Annotated in this window: 15 protein-coding genes; all 15 read left to right on the top strand. The window is 56.6% G+C overall.

What is annotated here, in order from left to right:
* Window positions 1–18 precede the first annotated feature (18 nt).
* The 15 genes from B3E91_RS04795 (at window position 19) to gmd (ending at window position 16,587) form a co-directional block, all read left to right on the top strand.
* Window positions 19–636, top strand: coding sequence for a YitT family protein (locus B3E91_RS04795; protein ID WP_273233836.1), 618 nt, complete (start codon window positions 19–21; stop codon window positions 634–636).
* Window positions 637–669: 33 nt separating this feature from the next.
* On the top strand, window positions 670–1,782 hold the full coding sequence (gene hisC, locus B3E91_RS04790; RefSeq protein ID WP_287028566.1) for a histidinol-phosphate transaminase: 1,113 nt from the start codon (window positions 670–672) through the stop codon (window positions 1,780–1,782).
* A 1-nt stretch (window position 1,783) separates the two neighbouring features.
* Window positions 1,784–4,021 carry a bifunctional prephenate dehydrogenase/3-phosphoshikimate 1-carboxyvinyltransferase gene (locus B3E91_RS04785; RefSeq protein ID WP_287028643.1) on the top strand — a complete coding sequence of 746 codons (2,238 nt, stop codon included), beginning with the start codon at window positions 1,784–1,786 and terminating at the stop codon, window positions 4,019–4,021.
* Complete coding sequence (gene cmk / locus B3E91_RS04780) at window positions 4,018–4,707, top strand: (d)CMP kinase (RefSeq protein WP_287028565.1); 690 nt, start codon at window positions 4,018–4,020, stop codon at window positions 4,705–4,707. The genes B3E91_RS04785 and cmk overlap by 4 nt, the downstream gene beginning before the upstream one ends.
* Window positions 4,708–4,876: 169 nt before the next feature.
* On the top strand, window positions 4,877–6,559 hold the full coding sequence (gene rpsA / locus B3E91_RS04775; protein ID WP_287028564.1) for a 30S ribosomal protein S1: 1,683 nt from the start codon (window positions 4,877–4,879) through the stop codon (window positions 6,557–6,559).
* A 555-nt stretch (window positions 6,560–7,114) separates the two neighbouring features.
* Window positions 7,115–7,399: an integration host factor subunit beta gene (ihfB, locus tag B3E91_RS04770; protein WP_090231724.1), complete on the top strand. Its 285-nt coding sequence runs from the start codon at window positions 7,115–7,117 to the stop codon at window positions 7,397–7,399.
* 143 nt (window positions 7,400–7,542) lie between these two features.
* A complete protein-coding gene (locus B3E91_RS04765; protein ID WP_287028563.1) occupies window positions 7,543–8,799 on the top strand; it encodes a Wzz/FepE/Etk N-terminal domain-containing protein in 1,257 nt (418 codons plus the stop codon).
* 398 nt (window positions 8,800–9,197) lie between these two features.
* Window positions 9,198–10,478, top strand: a complete 1,281-nt coding sequence (locus tag B3E91_RS04760; protein WP_287028642.1) for a Wzz/FepE/Etk N-terminal domain-containing protein — start codon at window positions 9,198–9,200, stop codon at window positions 10,476–10,478.
* Between the two features lie 130 nt (window positions 10,479–10,608).
* Window positions 10,609–10,764: a hypothetical protein gene (locus tag B3E91_RS04755; RefSeq protein ID WP_287028562.1), complete on the top strand. Its 156-nt coding sequence runs from the start codon at window positions 10,609–10,611 to the stop codon at window positions 10,762–10,764.
* A gap of 51 nt (window positions 10,765–10,815) precedes the next feature.
* A complete protein-coding gene (locus B3E91_RS22195) occupies window positions 10,816–11,079 on the top strand; it encodes a GDP-mannose 4,6-dehydratase (RefSeq protein WP_414708196.1) in 264 nt (87 codons plus the stop codon).
* A gap of 154 nt (window positions 11,080–11,233) precedes the next feature.
* Window positions 11,234–12,484, top strand: a complete 1,251-nt coding sequence (locus tag B3E91_RS04750) for an oligosaccharide flippase family protein (RefSeq protein ID WP_287028641.1) — start codon at window positions 11,234–11,236, stop codon at window positions 12,482–12,484.
* Window positions 12,471–13,310: a glycosyltransferase family 2 protein gene (locus tag B3E91_RS04745; protein WP_287028561.1), complete on the top strand. Its 840-nt coding sequence runs from the start codon at window positions 12,471–12,473 to the stop codon at window positions 13,308–13,310. The genes B3E91_RS04750 and B3E91_RS04745 overlap by 14 nt, the downstream gene beginning before the upstream one ends.
* Window positions 13,311–13,343: 33 nt before the next feature.
* A complete protein-coding gene (locus B3E91_RS04740) occupies window positions 13,344–14,498 on the top strand; it encodes a hypothetical protein (protein ID WP_287028560.1) in 1,155 nt (384 codons plus the stop codon).
* Complete coding sequence (locus B3E91_RS04735) at window positions 14,495–15,472, top strand: glycosyltransferase family 4 protein (protein WP_287028559.1); 978 nt, start codon at window positions 14,495–14,497, stop codon at window positions 15,470–15,472. The genes B3E91_RS04740 and B3E91_RS04735 overlap by 4 nt, the downstream gene beginning before the upstream one ends.
* Complete coding sequence (gene gmd / locus B3E91_RS04730) at window positions 15,469–16,587, top strand: GDP-mannose 4,6-dehydratase (protein WP_287028558.1); 1,119 nt, start codon at window positions 15,469–15,471, stop codon at window positions 16,585–16,587. Before B3E91_RS04735 ends, gmd begins: the two co-directional genes overlap by 4 nt.
* The last annotated feature ends 40 nt before the right edge of the window (window positions 16,588–16,627 follow it).

Genomic DNA, 16,627 nt, shown 5'->3' with positions numbered 1-16,627 from the left:
CCCGTGCGGAGTGACGGCATGACGCTGGAAAGCACGCCGGCCGACCGCCACAGCCTGTTCGAGGATGCCCAGGCGCTGGTCAGCGGCACCCTGATGATCGCCCTGGCGATCAATCTCTATCGTGCCGCCGGCCTGCTCACCGGCGGCACGGCGGGGCTGGCGTTTCTCACCCAGTACACCGGCGTGGTCAGCTTCGGCGTGGCCTTCTTCGTGATCAACCTGCCGTTCTACTGGCTGGCGATCCGGCGCATGGGCTGGCCGTTCACGCTGCGTACCCTGACGTCGGTGACACTGGTTTCGCTGTTCGCCGACCTGACCCCGCGACTGATCGGTTTCCAGGCGCTCAACCCGCTGTATGCCAGTATTCTGGGCGGCATCCTGATGGGCATCGGCCTGCTGATCCTGTTCCGCCACCGCGCCAGCCTCGGCGGCGTGAACATCGCGGTGCTCTATCTCCAGGATCATTTCGGCTGGCGCGCCGGCAAGGTGCAGATGGTCATCGATTGCCTGATCCTGCTGGTGGCGCTGTTCGTCGTCGATCTGCACGCCATCGCGCTGTCGATCGTCGGCGCGGTGGTACTGAACATGGTGCTGGCGGTCAATCACCGGCCAGGCCGCTATTCGGCAATCAGTTGACCGGCGCACGGCGCCGCTTGAACAGAGGTTCGCATGAGTTGTGATTTCCTTCGTCTGGCCCAGCCCGGCGTGCAGAAGCTGTCCCCCTACGTGCCGGGCAAACCGGTCGACGAGCTGGCGCGCGAGCTTGGCCTGGAGCCGGCGAGCATCGTCAAGCTGGCCAGCAACGAGAATCCGCTGGGTCCGGGCGACAAGGCGCTGGCGGCGATCCGCGCCGAACTGGCCGAACTGACCCGCTACCCCGACGGCAACGGCTTCGAGCTGAAGAGCAAGCTCGCCGAACGCTGCCGGGTGACGGCCGCGCAGGTGACCCTGGGCAACGGCTCCAACGACATCCTCGAACTGGTCGCGCGTGCCTACCTGGCGCCGGGCCTGAACGCGGTGTTCAGCCAGCACGCGTTCGCCGTCTACCCGATCGTCACCCAGGCCGTCGGCGCCGAAGGGCGCTCGGTGGCGGCGAAGCACTGGGGCCACGATCTGCCGGCGATGCTCGCGGCGATCGACGAGAACACCCGCGTGGTGTTCATCGCCAACCCGAACAACCCGACCGGCACCTGGTTCGGCCCGGCGGCGCTGGCCGACTTCCTCGCCAAGGTCCCGGAGCGCGTGCTGGTGGTGCTGGACGAGGCCTACATCGAGTACGCCGAGGGCGACGAGTTGCCTGATGGCCTCGATTACCTGGCGCATTATCCCAACCTGCTGGTCTCGCGGACCTTCTCCAAGGCTTACGGCCTGGCCGCGTTGCGCGTCGGTTACGGGTTGTCGTCGACGCAGATCGCCGACGTGCTGAATCGCGTGCGCCAGCCATTCAACGTCAATAGCCTGGCCCTGAGTGCCGCCTGCGCCGCGCTCGACGACGCCGAATACCTGCAGCGCAGCCGCGAGCTGAACGATGCCGGCATGCAGCAGCTCGAGCAGGGCTTCCGCGCGCTGGACCTGCAGTGGATCGCGTCGAAGGCCAACTTCATCGCCGTCGATCTCGGCCGCGATGCGGCGCCGGTCTACCAGGCGCTGCTGCGTGAAGGCGTGATCGTGCGGCCGGTCGGCGCCTACGGCATGCCCAATCACCTGCGCATCTCCATCGGCCTGGCCGAAGAGAACGCCCGTTGCCTGGATGCGCTGGGACGGATTCTCGCCCGTGGCTGATATGACGCCGCTGCCGCAGGCCGGGCGCGCGCTCGGCCGCCTGGTGGTGGTCGGTCTCGGCCTGATCGGCGGCTCGTTCGCCAAGGGCCTGCGCGAGAAAGGCCTGTTCGGCGAAGTGGTGGGCTTCGACCTCGATCCGCAATCGCGCCGCCTGGCGGTGGAGCAGGGCGTGGTCGATCGCTGCGAGACCGACCTGGCCGCCGCCTGCCGCGCCGCCGATGTGATCCAGTTGGCCGTGCCGATCCTGGCGATGGAAAAAGTCCTCGGTGAACTGGCCCGGCTCGACCTCGGCAACGCCGTGCTCACCGATGTCGGCAGCGCCAAGGGCAACGTGGTGCGTGCCGCCGGCGAGGCCTTCGGCGACATGCCGGCGCGCTTCGTCCCCGGTCATCCGATCGCCGGCTCCGAGCGCAGCGGCGTCGAAGCGGCCGACGGCGGGCTGTTCCGTCGCCACAAGGTGATCCTCACGCCGCTGGCCTCGACCGACGGCGAAGCCCTGGCGCTGGTCGACCGGCTCTGGCGCGAACTGGGCGCGGACGTCGAGCACATGGACGTCGAACACCACGATCAGGTGCTCGCCGCCACCAGCCACCTGCCGCATCTGCTGGCCTTCGGCCTGGTGGACTCGCTGGCCAAACGCAGCGAGAATCTGGAAATCTTCCGCTACGCCGCCGGTGGTTTTCGCGATTTCACCCGCATCGCCGGCAGCGATCCGGTGATGTGGCACGACATCTTCCTCGCCAACCGCGATGCCGTGCTGCGCACGCTCGACGCCTTCCGCGGCGATCTCGACGCCTTGCGCGAGGCGATCGACAGTGGCGACGGCCATCAGTTGCTCGGCGTGTTCACCCGCGCCCGCGTCGCCCGCGAGCATTTCGGCAAGATTCTCGCCCGGCGCGCCTACGTCGATTCGGTGCAGGCCAACGGCGACCTCGTGTTCCTCGCCCAACCCGGCGGGCGCGTCAGCGGCAGCATCCGGGTACCGGGCGACAAGTCGATTTCCCATCGTTCGATCGTGCTCGGCTCGCTGGCCGAAGGCACCACCGAGATCGACGGTTTCCTCGAAGGCGAGGACGCCCTGGCGACGTTGCAGGCGTTCCGCGACATGGGCGTGGTGATCGAGGGGCCGCACCACGGCCGCGTGACCATCCATGGCGTCGGGCTGCACGGCCTGAAGGCGCCGCCGTGGCCGCTGTATCTGGGCAATTCCGGCACGTCGATGCGCCTGCTCAGCGGGCTGCTGGCGGCGCAGTCGTTCGACAGCGTGCTGACCGGCGACGAGTCGCTGTCGAAGCGTCCGATGGGGCGCATCGCCGATCCGCTGCGCCAGATGGGCGCGCAGATCGAGACCGCCGCCGACGGCCGTCCGCCGCTGAGCATCCGCGGCGGGCAACGTCTGACGGGGTTGAACTACGCGATGCCGATGGCCAGCGCCCAGGTCAAATCCTGCCTGCTGCTCGCCGGCCTGTACGCCACGGGAAGCACTTCGGTAACGGAGCCGGCCCCGACCCGCGACCACACCGAGCGCATGTTGCGCGGCTTCGGTTATCCGCTGACGGTGGATGGCGCCACGGTGACCATCGCGCCTGGCCATAGGCTGCAGGCCTGCGCCATCGAAGTGCCGGCGGACATTTCCTCGGCGGCGTTCTTCCTGGTCGCCGCCAGCATCGCCGAAGGCTCGGAATTGCTGCTGCGGCACGTCGGTGTCAATCCGACCCGCACCGGCGTGATCGACATCCTGCGGCTGATGGGCGCGGATATCACTCTGGAAAACCCGCGTGACGTCGGCGGCGAGCCGGTGGCGGACATCCGCGTGCGCGCCGCGCAGCTGCACGGCGTCGAGATTCCCGAACACCTGGTGCCGCTGGCCATCGACGAGTTCCCGGTGCTGTTCATCGCCGCCGCCGTGGCCTCCGGGCGCACCCTGCTGCGCGGCGCCGAGGAACTGCGGGTCAAGGAATCCGATCGCATTCAGGTCATGGCCGATGGTCTGCTCACCCTCGGCGTGAAGACCGAAGTGACCGCCGATGGCATCATCATCGACGGCGGGGCGCTGGGCGGCGGCGATCTCTATAGTCATGGCGATCACCGCATCGCGATGGCCTTCAGCGTGGCCGCGCTGCGCGCCAGTGCGCCGGTCCGCATCCACGACTGCGCCAATGTGGCGACATCTTTCCCCAACTTCCTCGCCCTGGCGGCGGAAGTCGGCATCCGAGTAAGTAAAGAGGGCGCATCATGAACACCCAGGCACCAGTCATAGCCATCGACGGACCGGGCGGTTCGGGCAAGGGCACCATCGCCGGCCTGCTGGCCCGGCAACTGGGCTGGAATCTGCTGGATTCCGGCGCGCTCTATCGCCTGCTGGCCTTCGCCGCGCGCAACCACGGCGTCGACCTGACCAACGAGGAGGCGCTCAAGGTGCTGGCCGCGCACCTCGACGTGCAGTTCGTCGCCGCCGCGCCCGGGCAGGAGCAGCACATCATTCTCGAGGGCGAGGAAGTCACCCAGGCGATCCGCAACGAGCAGATCGGCTCCGGCGCTTCCCAGGTCGCCGCGTTGCCCGCGGTACGCGATGCGCTGCTGCAGCGCCAGCGCGCGTTCCAGGAAAATCCGGGCCTGGTGGCGGACGGCCGGGACATGGGAACGGTGGTGTTTCCAGACGCACCGCTGAAGATCTTCCTCACCGCCAGCGTCGAGGAACGTGCCCGCCGCCGGTACATGCAGTTGAAGGCCAGGGGTGATGATGTTAGTCTTGCGAGTCTTCTTGATGAGATCCGTGAGCGCGACGAACGCGATACCCAACGCGCGGTAGCGCCTTTGAAGCCGGCGCATGATGCGCTCATGCTGGATTCCACGGTGCTTTCCATCGAGCAGGTGCTTGAAAAGATTCTCGGCGAAGTCGCCAACCGCGATCTCGCCGAGTGACCAGGCCGCAGCAGCCGCCCGCGAAAGCGCCGGCACTGCAGGCCCGCCAAGGAGGCGTGCGGGAGACCAGTCCTAGTCCCGCAGGCCTCTTTTTACATGAACGTATCCCACATTGTCTGGAATGTGGCAGATGGGCGTTTTCTCCGCCCTTGAACCAACAGGAATCAACATGAGCGAAAGCTTTGCAGAACTTTTTGAAGAAAGCCTGAAGTCCCTCGACATGCAGCCGGGCGCCATCATCACCGGCATCGTGGTCGACATCGATGGTGACTGGGTCACCGTCCATGCCGGTCTGAAATCCGAGGGCGTCATCCCGGTCGAGCAGTTCTACAACGAACAGGGCGAGCTGACCATCAGCGTGGGTGACGAAGTTCACGTTGCGCTGGACGCGGTTGAAGATGGCTTCGGTGAAACCAAGCTGTCCCGCGAAAAAGCCAAGCGTGCAGAGTGCTGGATCGTTCTGGAAGCGGCTTTCGCAGCGGAAGAAGTTGTCAAGGGCGTCATCAACGGCAAGGTCAAAGGCGGTTTCACCGTCGACGTCAACGGTATCCGTGCGTTCCTGCCAGGCTCCCTGGTGGATGTCCGCCCGGTGCGCGACACCACTCACCTGGAAGGCAAGGAACTCGAGTTCAAGGTCATCAAACTCGACCAGAAGCGCAACAACGTTGTCGTTTCCCGTCGCAGTGTCCTGGAAGCCGAGAACAGCGCCGAGCGTGAAGCGCTGCTGGAATCCCTGCAGGAAGGTCAGCAAGTCAAAGGTATCGTCAAGAACCTCACCGACTACGGCGCATTCGTCGACCTCGGTGGCGTGGACGGCCTGCTGCACATCACCGACATGGCTTGGAAGCGCATCAAGCACCCGTCGGAGATCGTCAACGTTGGCGACGAGATCGACGTCAAGGTGCTCAAGTTCGACCGCGAGCGCAATCGCGTATCGCTGGGTCTGAAGCAACTGGGCGAAGACCCATGGGTTGCCATCAAGGCCCGTTACCCGGAAGGCACCCGCGTCACCGCACGCGTCACCAATCTCACCGACTACGGCTGCTTCGCCGAGCTGGAAGAGGGCGTGGAGGGCCTGGTGCACGTCTCCGAGATGGATTGGACCAACAAGAACATCCACCCGTCCAAGGTCGTTCAGGTTGGCGACGAAGTGGAAGTTCAGGTTCTCGACATCGACGAAGAGCGTCGTCGTATCTCCCTGGGTATCAAGCAGTGCAAATCCAACCCATGGGAAGATTTCTCGAGCCGCTTCAACAAGGGCGACAAGATCTCCGGCACCATCAAGTCGATCACCGATTTCGGTATCTTCATCGGCCTGGACGGCGGCATCGACGGTCTGGTTCACCTGTCCGACATCTCCTGGAACGAAGTCGGTGAAGAAGCCGTCCGTCGTTTCAAGAAGGGCGACGAGCTCGACACCGTCATCCTCTCGGTCGATCCGGAGCGCGAGCGCATCTCCCTGGGCATCAAGCAGCTGGAAGACGATCCGTTCTCCAACTACGCGTCGCTCAACGAGAAGGGCACCATCGTTCGTGGCACCGTGAAGGAAGTTGACGCCAAAGGCGCCATCATCGACCTGGGCAACGATATCGAAGCGACCCTGAAAGCGTCCGAAATCAGCCGCGACCGCATCGAAGATGCGCGCAACGTGCTGAAAGAAGGCGACGAAGTCGAAGCCAAGATCATCAGCATCGACCGCAAGAGCCGCGTAATCAGCCTCTCCATCAAGTCCAAAGACGTCGAAGACGAAAAGGACGCGATGAAGGAGCTGCGTACCAAGCAGGAAACTGAAAGCACCGGTCCGACCACCATTGGTGATCTGATCCGCGCTCAGATGGAAAGCCAGAACTAAGTTCCAGCGATCCATAGAAAAAGGGCGACTTCGGTCGCCCTTTTTCATATGCGCGTTTCGGCTTTGCATGAAAGCGTGCTCGCTTCGTTAAGGTCGCTGGAGGCTGGACGAAAAAGCGGCTGCTTGGCTGACGGTGGCGGGTGAGGACGCCGAAAAAGCGGACCGTCACTGTTCAATCCTAGGGTGGATGACGCTCTTTCATCCACCGACCCACCGCACGGTGGATGGGTGAAGCGTCATCCACCCTACGCCGGTATATACACCCACTTTATTCCGCCACGCCCTCTGGGCACCGCGCAAAACTTCCCGTGCCCATTCACCACAATGGGCCGGCATACTCTGTTGCCTCGGGTCGAGTGACGATCCGGATTTGCGCGGCTTCGCCTTGGCTGCATATCGTCGGTGGTCTGCTCTTCAGATCAATGTGGTTCCGTCAATGGCGGTTCTTTCCCGAATCGTCTCCATAACCCTTCGCAAGGCTGTTCAAACGCTGCCCAGCATGCTAAAACCGATTCACCCGAAATGATCTAGCCGCTTGAAAAAGAAGGGAAAAACATGACCAAGTCGGAGTTGATCGAGCGAATCGTCACTCACCAAGGTCAGCTTTCATCCAAGGATGTCGAGCTGGCGATCAAGACCATGCTGGAACAAATGTCCCAGGCCCTGGCCACGGGTGATCGTATCGAGATTCGCGGCTTCGGCAGCTTCTCCCTCCATTACCGCGCGCCCCGCGTCGGCCGTAATCCCAAGACCGGGCAGTCGGTCACTCTGGACGGCAAATTCGTCCCACATTTCAAGCCGGGCAAGGAACTGCGCGACAGGGTCAACGAGGACGAGTAATGGCAGTCGTATCCGCGTAGCAGCAGCGGCATGTCTACATAGAAAGTCTTTGAAATCATCAGCTCACGGAACTTTTTCGGCCCGTCGTGTACAAAATCCGGTTCGCTTGCTTGCGCTGACGTGCATCAATAACAAGGATTCGGATGATAGTGCAGCACCAAGTCTCCCCTACTGACGAGATTGATCTGGTCGAACTGTTTCGTGCGCTTTGGCGACAGAAGCATTTGATCGTTGGCGTGACCCTCATCGTCACGCTCATGGCTGCCGGGTACGCTTTCCTGGCGACGCCTTACTATCAAACCAGAACCTATCTTCGGCCCATCCCGCAGAGCAGCCTCGATCAGCTTAACGAGACCGGAATCTACAAGCTCACACCGGAAGAAGCGATCAACCGAATGGCTGCCGGGCTTTCGTCCTATGACAACCGCCGCGATTTCTTCCTGAATAACCAGGAGCTTTTTCAGCGCATCGCCAAGAATGGCGATTCGCCTGAGCGGACCTTTGCCGAATTCAGTGAACAGGCATTCGAGATGCTCTTTCCGGATCCGAAACGGACGGATAACCGCAGTGCATTCGTCGGCCTCCGACTCACCTACCCGAAAGGAATGGATGGCGCGTCAGTCGTGAATGGCTTTGTCGCCTATGTGCTGGAGCTTGAGCGTCGCGAGATCGCCGAAGATATCGAAAGCCTGATCAAAAACCGTCTGGCCAGCCTGGATATGAAGATGGAGGCGCAGCGAGCGAACTATAACGCCTCCAAGGAAGCGAAAATTGCTGCCCTGCGGGAGGAGAGCGCCCTCAGGCGTGCCCAGCTGCAGGATGAGCTCACCGCTCTGCGCGAGGAACTGAAAACGCGCCGAACCAACCGCATCCAGCAGCTCAGCGAGGCTATTTCGATTGCCCAGTCGTTGGGTATCCGCACGCCGACAAGCCCATTGGCCATGACGGCGTCCCGTGGAGGCACGCAGGTCATTCGCACTGAAGTGACCAATCAGGAAACGCCGTTGTATTTCCTGGGAACCGAGGCCCTGACAGCCGAACGCGATGCACTTGCCAATCGGAAATCCGACGATTTCATCGAGCCCCGCATAGCCGAGATACAATCCGAGCTCGCGATGCTCGAAAACAATCGTGAAGTCGAGATCCTGGAGGGGCGGGAGGGTGAGGATCGTTACCTGACCAACCTAGCCGAGCTGCGTGAAGAAGCAGCCCGCTTGAAGGGGATCAAGCTCGACACCGAGCGCCTGAGGTTGGTCCGGGTGGACCAGCTTGCATTGGCCCCGTCAGAGCCGATTAAGCCGAAAAGAGCCATGATCCTTGCTTTAGGCCTTGTCCTCGGTGGCATGCTTGGAGTGTTCGTAGCGCTGGTGCGTAGCCTGATGGCGCGCAGCAGGCACTAACCTTTTCTCTTTCGGGATTTCCCCATGGGCGGCAAGCAGCCCGAGCGGCGTCGCTGCAATAAAGCCTGGGTGGTAGAGCTGCGGCGATAGCAGATACGTCCCCAAAGCACCCTTCAGCCCCAGCCGGCCCACGAACCCGCCAGGCATACCGAGCCCTGTGGGCGCGCGACGAACGCAGGCCGCAGCCCTGTCTTAAAAATCCAACGCATTTGCCACCAAAGGTGGGCCTCCTATCGAACGACAGGTGCACGCCGCGCCAAGTGATCCGTATCGCTTGTTTTTTGTGGATCAGGTGGCAAAATGGCGGCCCGCAAAATATGAAGGAACGTTTCGGTTATTTTGTGGTCGCGACCCGGACGCTGCTATTTGCTCCTTACACCGACGAGATGGAATTCGACGTGAACGCTGTGACCTCCCCGCAAACCCTACGCCCCGTTGCCAATGATGAGATCGATCTGGTTCAGCTCGTCAGTGCGCTTTGGAAGCAAAAAAAGCTGATCATCGCCGTTACAGCCCTGGCAGGACTCATCGGGCTTGTCTATGCGTTGCTCGCGCCCCGCTACTACAGTGTCCAGAGCGTATTGCGGCCAGCGGCTATCAAGGACCTCGACGAGCTGAATCATCTGGGCATCTACGAGCTGTCGCCGAAGCAAGCGCTGGCCCAGGTCGGAGCGGCGCTTGATTCCTATGAGAACCGGCTTGGCTTCTTTCGTGATAATCAGCCACTGTTCGCTGTTCTGGCGCAGCCCGGCCGCAGCCTCGAACAAACGTTCGAAGCCTTCAACGACGAGGCATTCAAACTGCTGCAGCCCGACCCCAAGAGGCCCGAGGGGACGACGGCTTTTGTCGGCCTGCAGCTGACCTATCCGCAAGACCTCGATGGCGTGGAGCTAGTCAATGGCTTCGTGCAGTACTCACTGGATAAAGTGCGTAACGAGGTCGCGGCCGACCTCGATACGCTTATCGGCAACAGGCTCAGCCAGCTGGAAAAGAACATGGCAGCGGCTCGCGCCAATTACGAGGCCAGCAAAGAGATCAAGATTGCCAAGCTGAGCGAGGCGGACGCGCTCAAGCGCGCCCAGTTGAACGACGAGCTCGCTGCGCTGCGCCAGCAGTTGAAGACCCGCCGCGACGATCGCATCAACCAGCTCGATGAAGCGATTCGGATCGCGACATCGCTGGGTATCAGCAAGCCCACCACGCCGTCTTCGCTTGGCGCCGCCGAGATCACCGGCCAGGGCAACGTGATCCGCACCGAGGTGAACAATCAGCAGATACCGCTCTACTTCATGGGCAGTAATGCGCTGGAGGCCGAGCGCAAGGCGCTATCGGCACGCCGCTCCGATGATTTCACCGAGCCACGCATCGCGCAGATCGCCCGGGAACTCAAGTTGCTGGAGCACAACCGCCAGATCGAAGTGCTCAACAGCCGCGAAAACGAAGACCTGTTCCTGAAGGACCTCGCCGGCTGGCGCGAGGAGGCGGCGCGACTGCGTGCCCTGCATTTCGATACGGAATCACTCAAGCTGGTCTCCATTGACCAGAGCGCGGTGGAACCCCGCCAGCCTATCAAGCCGAAGAAGGCGCTGATCGTTGCGCTCGCACTGGTGCTCGGAGGCATGCTCGGACTCTTCATCGCGCTGGTGCGAAACCTGCGCCGTCCCACGCCTGTGATCTGACCGTTCACCCACCGATATGCCGCTGACGACTCAGCGGCTCCGAAACTCCGATAGAATCCCGCTTCATGTTTTCAGTGGGCTCGTGACTAGCTTGTCGCGAGTGCGTTGAGTGATTGTTAAAGGACTAACCATGCGCTATCCGATCATCGAGCAACATGGCGCCAAAGAGGGCATGACCGGCTCGTGCCGGCAGCTGCACATGAGTGACGCCAGCAGCCTGCTGGTTGACTGTAGGTTGTTCCAGAGTAATGGAGCCTATAAAGCTGTAACGGCTCGCGCGGATTAATTGGCCCTCGGATTCTCGCTGAATATAATCAAGGCACTGATCGCAACTCATATGCACATCGACACGTCGGGTGTATCTCTTATCTGCTCACGACGAAGGGCCAATGCTCTCAGCGAGCCTTCGGCGAAAAAACCGTCTATCTGGTGGCGGTCCGATCACATTTCTACAAATGAGATGTACGGTAATCTAGAACGCACCGTTGAGCTTTTTACCGAGTCCACTTACTGTGCGCCTGGCTCACCTTACTCGGCAAGCAAGGCAATGCTGACCCTCTCGTGCATGCTTGCTACCGCAAGTATAGGCTGTCTGTCCTAATACCACACAGGTTGAGATGACAGCCAGTTTCAAATTTCATGACCTTCGAAGGCGGTCAAGAAGTAATTTTTTCGGTAAAGGGATTGGGTCCGAAAAGAACTACATGAAGCTCTTTTGAAAGCTACCATCTAAATGGAAAAATTATACAGTGCGTATGAAGGTTTTTGCTAATATAACTTGGCTTCTACTTGAGAGGGGGGCGATTATATTGGTTGGTTTGGTTGCAAATGTAATTTTGGCGCGCTCGCTTGGTGTTAAGGGTTTTGGAGAATTTCAATACGCCATTTCCGTATTTAATATTTTTCTGGCGGTTACTTACATCTGTGGCGCTGAAGTACTGGTGCCGGCTTTATGCGCATCCAGTGACATACAATACAAGAAAAAATTGCTGGTAAATTCCTTTTTGCTTCGCTTAGCAGCATCATTTTTTTCCTTTATTATGTTGTGCAGTCTTGCTTGGTTTTATCTGGCTGAGTCGCAGAAATCATTGATCGTCATATTGGGTTTGATGCTCTTTTTTAAAGAGCCTTTTGGAGTTATGATCGCCTGGCTGCAGGCGAATACAAATAACAGGCCGTCTTCTATAGCGCAGGTGCTAGTAAGTGGGCTTAAGCTGGTTGCTATCGCAATTTTGTTTTTTTTAGGCTTCTCTTCAGTTTTATTGTATGGGAGCATATGGGTACTTGAGGCCCTCGCTCTTGCGATAATTTTCATTATCTACTATCGAATTTACCTACGCGGGACTGAAGTTCAATCTTTTGACTGGCCGGAGTTCAGGCGGCTTTTCCGCGCTGGAGTCCCGTTCTGGGGGGGGCTCGTGGCGATGTACCTGGTGCAGAAAGTTGACCGGCTCTTGCTAAACGAATTAGCCTCTCCGGCGGAGCTTGGCATCTACGCTGCAGCGGTACAGGTGACTGAAAATTTAAACCTGATTGGAGCTGTAGTGGTTGCATCTATAGCGCCTCATTTTATTTATTCTAATATTAGTTTGGGATTGGTTAAACGTCGTATAGTCGGATTATTCATGTTTATGATTGCTCTTGGGTTTGCTATTTCTTTTGGTTTGATGATTTTCGCCAATTTGATAGTGTTCGTTCTGTATGGGCCAAGCTTCGCTGAGTCGGCAAGCTTGCTAAAGTTACTTGCCGTGGTGAATATCCTTTATTTTGGGGATTTGGCCTTAAGCGCTTATGTGAATAAATATGCGCTTGGGCAATGGCAGTTAGTTAAATGGTTGATTGTGCTCGCTATTGTTGTGGGCGCTGCCTATGGTCTTATCCCAAGGTATGGTGTGGATGGTGCGGTTTATAGCCTTGTTTTAGGCTATTTATCTGCTTTAGCGTTAGGTTTTTTGGTGTTGGTATCGAATTCGGATGGACGTTGGGGGGATCGTGGAAAATATTAAATATAGTGTTATAGTTCCAACATTGGGGCGGGCGGCTGAAGTCGAGGCTTTATTGAATTCAATCGCAGCTGAACGTTATTCATCTCTCGAAGTTATTGTTGTGGATCAGAATGCGGATGACCGTCTTGTTGAAGTCATCAATAAGTTTACCAGCGTGCTAGATATTACCCACCTTAAAGTCAGCTTCAGGGGCGCCTCTAGAGCTCGGAATTACGGAGCTCGCAGAGCCCGAGGAGAATTCTTTTTTTTTCCTGATGATGATGCGGAGATTCTTCCAGGATTTTTTCAATTAAGTGATTCCATTTTCGATGGGCAGTCGGATTTGTCTGTGCTTTTTGGACGGTGTGTAGACAGGGATGGAAAAAACAGTGTGGTGGATTTCTGTACTCAACCTGGCTACCTGACATTGAAAAAGCATGCAGGTATGTTCGTTGAGGCAACGATGGTAATTAAAAGAAAAATATTTTCCTTATATGAATTCGATGAGTTCCTCGGTGTTGGTACTTTTCATGGGGCTGAGGAAGCGTATGACTTGGTGCTTCGGTTGCTTTACGATTCGCTAAAGCTCTATTACACGCCAGAGCTAAAAATATATCATCCTAACAAAATTGCCGGTTATCAAGATCCGGCGGAAATTAGACGGGTTTTTAGTTATAGGTGTGGCTTTGCTCGATTGTGTGTCAAGCATCGTATGTTTTTTCGCTTGGCCAAAAGGGTTTTTCTGGTTTCTCTTTATTTGTTTTATTTATTGATTTTTAATCGTGGCAAATTAAGATATTATTTGTCCGAAATGCTTGGGATTTTTACTGGAATTATAGTTAGGTAGGTGATCCAGTTGGGATTTATTAGGTGTCATTTGTTGTTGTTATTATTTTTACTTTTTAATGGCCTACCTTTGGTTGGCCTTTTTTTTGATTTTAGCCAGCTAAGCTTTGTAGATGCCCGGGATGCGATATTTCTGCAGTGCCTCGGTATGTTTTTTGCCATGTTTGGTTATGTTGTGTTTTTCTTGTGTGTAAGGGTCGCAAACAAACCGGCTTGGTTGTCTGAGGCGCAGTGTGATCTATCGATATGGTTCTTTATTCTTTCTTGTCTTTTAGTTCTGGCTGGAGCTATGTCGGTTTTGCTCCAGATCCAAACAGCTGTGGGTTTAGAATATTATGTTGGGAAATTCTTGGCTGGAGAAGCATCGTCAGAACTCAGGGAGTACTATCTTACCCCGTCGAGTCAGGGCGGCTTACCCGGTTATGTGAAAATGTTCCATATTTTCCCCGTGGCGGTTTTCTTAGCTGCCTTTTCTCTACGGGTTCATGGCTCCTTTGTGGCTCGGTGTAGGCATCGTTTGAGCTTTTTAACCGCGTTAGCGTTTATTGTATCGGTTTTTTGTTCGGTGCTTGTAATGAATCGAATAGTTTTTTTGGCCATTGCTATAGCTGTAAGTATCGCTTTTTTGGTTCGGCTGAATTTTACTTGGCTTCGGCTCGCAACAATTTCAACGCTTTTCGCGGGTCTCTTTTTGATGCTTGATTTCCTTTCAGGTTCAAGGCTCAAAGGGTTTGGCGTTGCGGATTTTGTTTTTTTGTACAGTAAACTGGGTATTTATAATTTCCAAAAGGTATTGGAGACGCTAGGTTGTAATTCATTTGGCTTTTCGCTTGTGCTGTCTCCGGCAAATTTTGTACTCAGTACTTTGGTGGGGACAGATTTCGAGTGCAAAAACTATGAGTGGATCTGGAATCCTGCCCAAAATCTATTTTCTTATTTGTATGTAGATTTTGGTTTGTTTTTCTTATGTTTTTTGGCGGGGTTTGGATTTTTTCTTGCATATATTCAAAAAAGATTTTCTATGCAAAAATTAATATTTATTCCGGCTTACTATATGATTGCTTGGGGTTTATCTACATCGTTTACGGTCCCTGTTTTTAGGTCTTTCGAGTTTTTGTTTTCATTAGTTAGTATGTTAACTTTGTTTTGTATTTTCATTAGGTATCCTTTAAGTAAGGGGAGATTATGATATTTTATGATGGTATAATATACTCTCTGCAAGGTGGTGGTGGTATATCTGTTTTATTTAACGAGTTGGTTTCTAGGCTGCCTCAACATCTGTATTATTTGAAGCGTTATGGTAAGGTGCGATATTTAGAGAGATATCGTCGTGTTCCTTTGAGATTTCCTGTAGATATTTTTCACTCTACATATTATCGCTTGCCATATAATGGTCGGTGTGCGGTTGTAACTACAGTGCATGATTTTACTTACGAAAAGTTTTCCTCGGGGATCAAAAAATATGCCCATTCACTACAGAAAAAAAACGCTGTCATGCAGTCAGATTTGTTGTTGTGTGTATCGAATAGTACCAAGGCTGATCTTCTTGAATTCTATGGTAAAGATTTAGACTCGAAAATAAGAGTTGTCCATAACGGCGTGTCTCATGATTATTGTTTTCTTGGGAGAGGGTTTAATCATGAGGTCTTGTTTGTAGGTACAAGGCAGGGTTATAAAAATTTCATATCCGTTGTGAAAGCGCTTTCTTTTATTAAAGATTTAACTCTCGTTTGTGTGGGAGGGGGGGGGTTTAGTTCTCAAGAGTTGGATTTTTTGGAAAAGAATCTCCCGGGGCGATACCGGCATGCTGGCTACATTTCGAATGACGAGTTGAATGTTTTGTATAATACTGCATTGTGCCTAGTATATCCTTCATTGTATGAAGGGTTTGGTATACCCATACTAGAGGCGATGAGGGCGGGTTGCCCTGTCATTGCGGTTAACGCCTCGTCTATTCCTGAGGTGGCTGGTAACGCAGCGCTTTTGTTAGAAAAAGGTTCGCCTGAGGAAATTGCTTGCGCGTTGGAGGCTGTTTCCGACCTTGATACCCGTCGAGTGTTGGTCGATCTAGGTTTGGCTCGTGGCCAGATGTTTAGCTGGGATATGACGTACAAAAAAACCATTGAAGCTTATGAAGAGTTGCTGGGGAGAAATTTACTTTGAAGCGGGCGCTCATCACTGGGATCACCGGACAGGATGGTTCCTACCTGGCCGAGTTCCTTCTCGAGAAGGGCTATGAAGTACACGGCATCAAGCGCCGCGCTTCGTTGTTCAACACGCAGCGGGTGGATCACATCTACCAGGACCCGCATGTCGAGAACAAAAACTTCGTGCTCCACTACGGCGACCTCAACGACTCGTCCAACCTCACCCGCATCATCCAGGAAGTGCAGCCGGACGAGGTCTACAACCTCGGCGCGCAATCCCACGTGGCGGTGAGCTTCGAAGCGCCGGAATACACCGCCGACGTCGACGGCATGGGCACCCTGCGCATCCTCGAAGCCATCCGCCTGCTCGGGCTGGAGAAGAAAACCCGTTTCTATCAGGCCTCGACGTCCGAGCTCTACGGCCTGGTGCAGGAAATCCCGCAGAAGGAAACCACGCCCTTCTACCCGCGCTCGCCCTACGCGGTGGCCAAGCTCTACGCCTACTGGATCACGGTGAACTACCGCGAGGCCTACGGCATGTACGCCTGCAACGGCATTCTCTTCAACCACGAGTCGCCGCGCCGTGGCGAAACCTTCGTGACCCGCAAGATCACCCGTGGCCTGGCCAACATCGCCCAGGGTCTGGAGTCCTGCCTGTTCATGGGCAACATGGATTCGCTGCGCGACTGGGGCCACGCCAAGGACTACGTACGCATGCAGTGGATGATGCTGCAGCAGGAAACCCCCGACGACTTCGTCATCGCCACCGGCGTGCAGTACTCGGTGCGCGAGTTCATCAGCTGGTCGGCCGCCGAGCTGGGCATCACCCTGCGCTTCGAAGGCCAGGGCGTCGACGAGCAGGCCATCGTCGAGCGCATCGAGGGCGATCTGGCTCCGGCGCTGAAGGTCGGTGACACCATCGTGCGCGTCGATCCGCGCTATTTCCGTCCGGCCGAAGTGGAAACCCTCCTCGGCGATCCGAGCAAGGCCAAGCAGAAGCTCGGCTGGACCCCGGAAATCACCGTGCAGGAAATGTGCGCCGAGATGGTCCGCGAAGACCTCAAGGTCGCCCAGCGCCACGCCCTGCTGAAGCGGCACGGCCATGACGTTCCGGTCTCCGTGGAGAACTGAGCATGCAGCAGCCTCAACGCATCTTCGTCGCCGGCCATCG

It is taken from the genome of Pseudomonas sp. UBA6310 (assembly GCF_002438225.1).
Lineage (GTDB): Bacteria > Pseudomonadota > Gammaproteobacteria > Pseudomonadales > Pseudomonadaceae > Pseudomonas_O > Pseudomonas_O kuykendallii.
This window is presented reverse-complemented; position numbering and strand designations above follow the sequence as displayed.

Coding starts and splice junctions, on each gene's coding strand:
- B3E91_RS04735 (WP_287028559.1), top strand. CDS start 14,495: ATGATATTTTATGATGGTATAATATACTCTCTGCAAGGTGGTGGTGGT.
- B3E91_RS04750 (WP_287028641.1), top strand. CDS start 11,234: ATGAAGGTTTTTGCTAATATAACTTGGCTTCTACTTGAGAGGGGGGCG.
- B3E91_RS04785 (WP_287028643.1), top strand. CDS start 1,784: ATGACGCCGCTGCCGCAGGCCGGGCGCGCGCTCGGCCGCCTGGTGGTG.
- cmk (WP_287028565.1), top strand. CDS start 4,018: ATGAACACCCAGGCACCAGTCATAGCCATCGACGGACCGGGCGGTTCG.
- B3E91_RS22195 (WP_414708196.1), top strand. CDS start 10,816: ATGCACATCGACACGTCGGGTGTATCTCTTATCTGCTCACGACGAAGG.
- B3E91_RS04765 (WP_287028563.1), top strand. CDS start 7,543: ATGATAGTGCAGCACCAAGTCTCCCCTACTGACGAGATTGATCTGGTC.
- B3E91_RS04755 (WP_287028562.1), top strand. CDS start 10,609: ATGCGCTATCCGATCATCGAGCAACATGGCGCCAAAGAGGGCATGACC.
- B3E91_RS04795 (WP_273233836.1), top strand. CDS start 19: ATGACGCTGGAAAGCACGCCGGCCGACCGCCACAGCCTGTTCGAGGAT.
- rpsA (WP_287028564.1), top strand. CDS start 4,877: ATGAGCGAAAGCTTTGCAGAACTTTTTGAAGAAAGCCTGAAGTCCCTC.
- hisC (WP_287028566.1), top strand. CDS start 670: ATGAGTTGTGATTTCCTTCGTCTGGCCCAGCCCGGCGTGCAGAAGCTG.
- ihfB (WP_090231724.1), top strand. CDS start 7,115: ATGACCAAGTCGGAGTTGATCGAGCGAATCGTCACTCACCAAGGTCAG.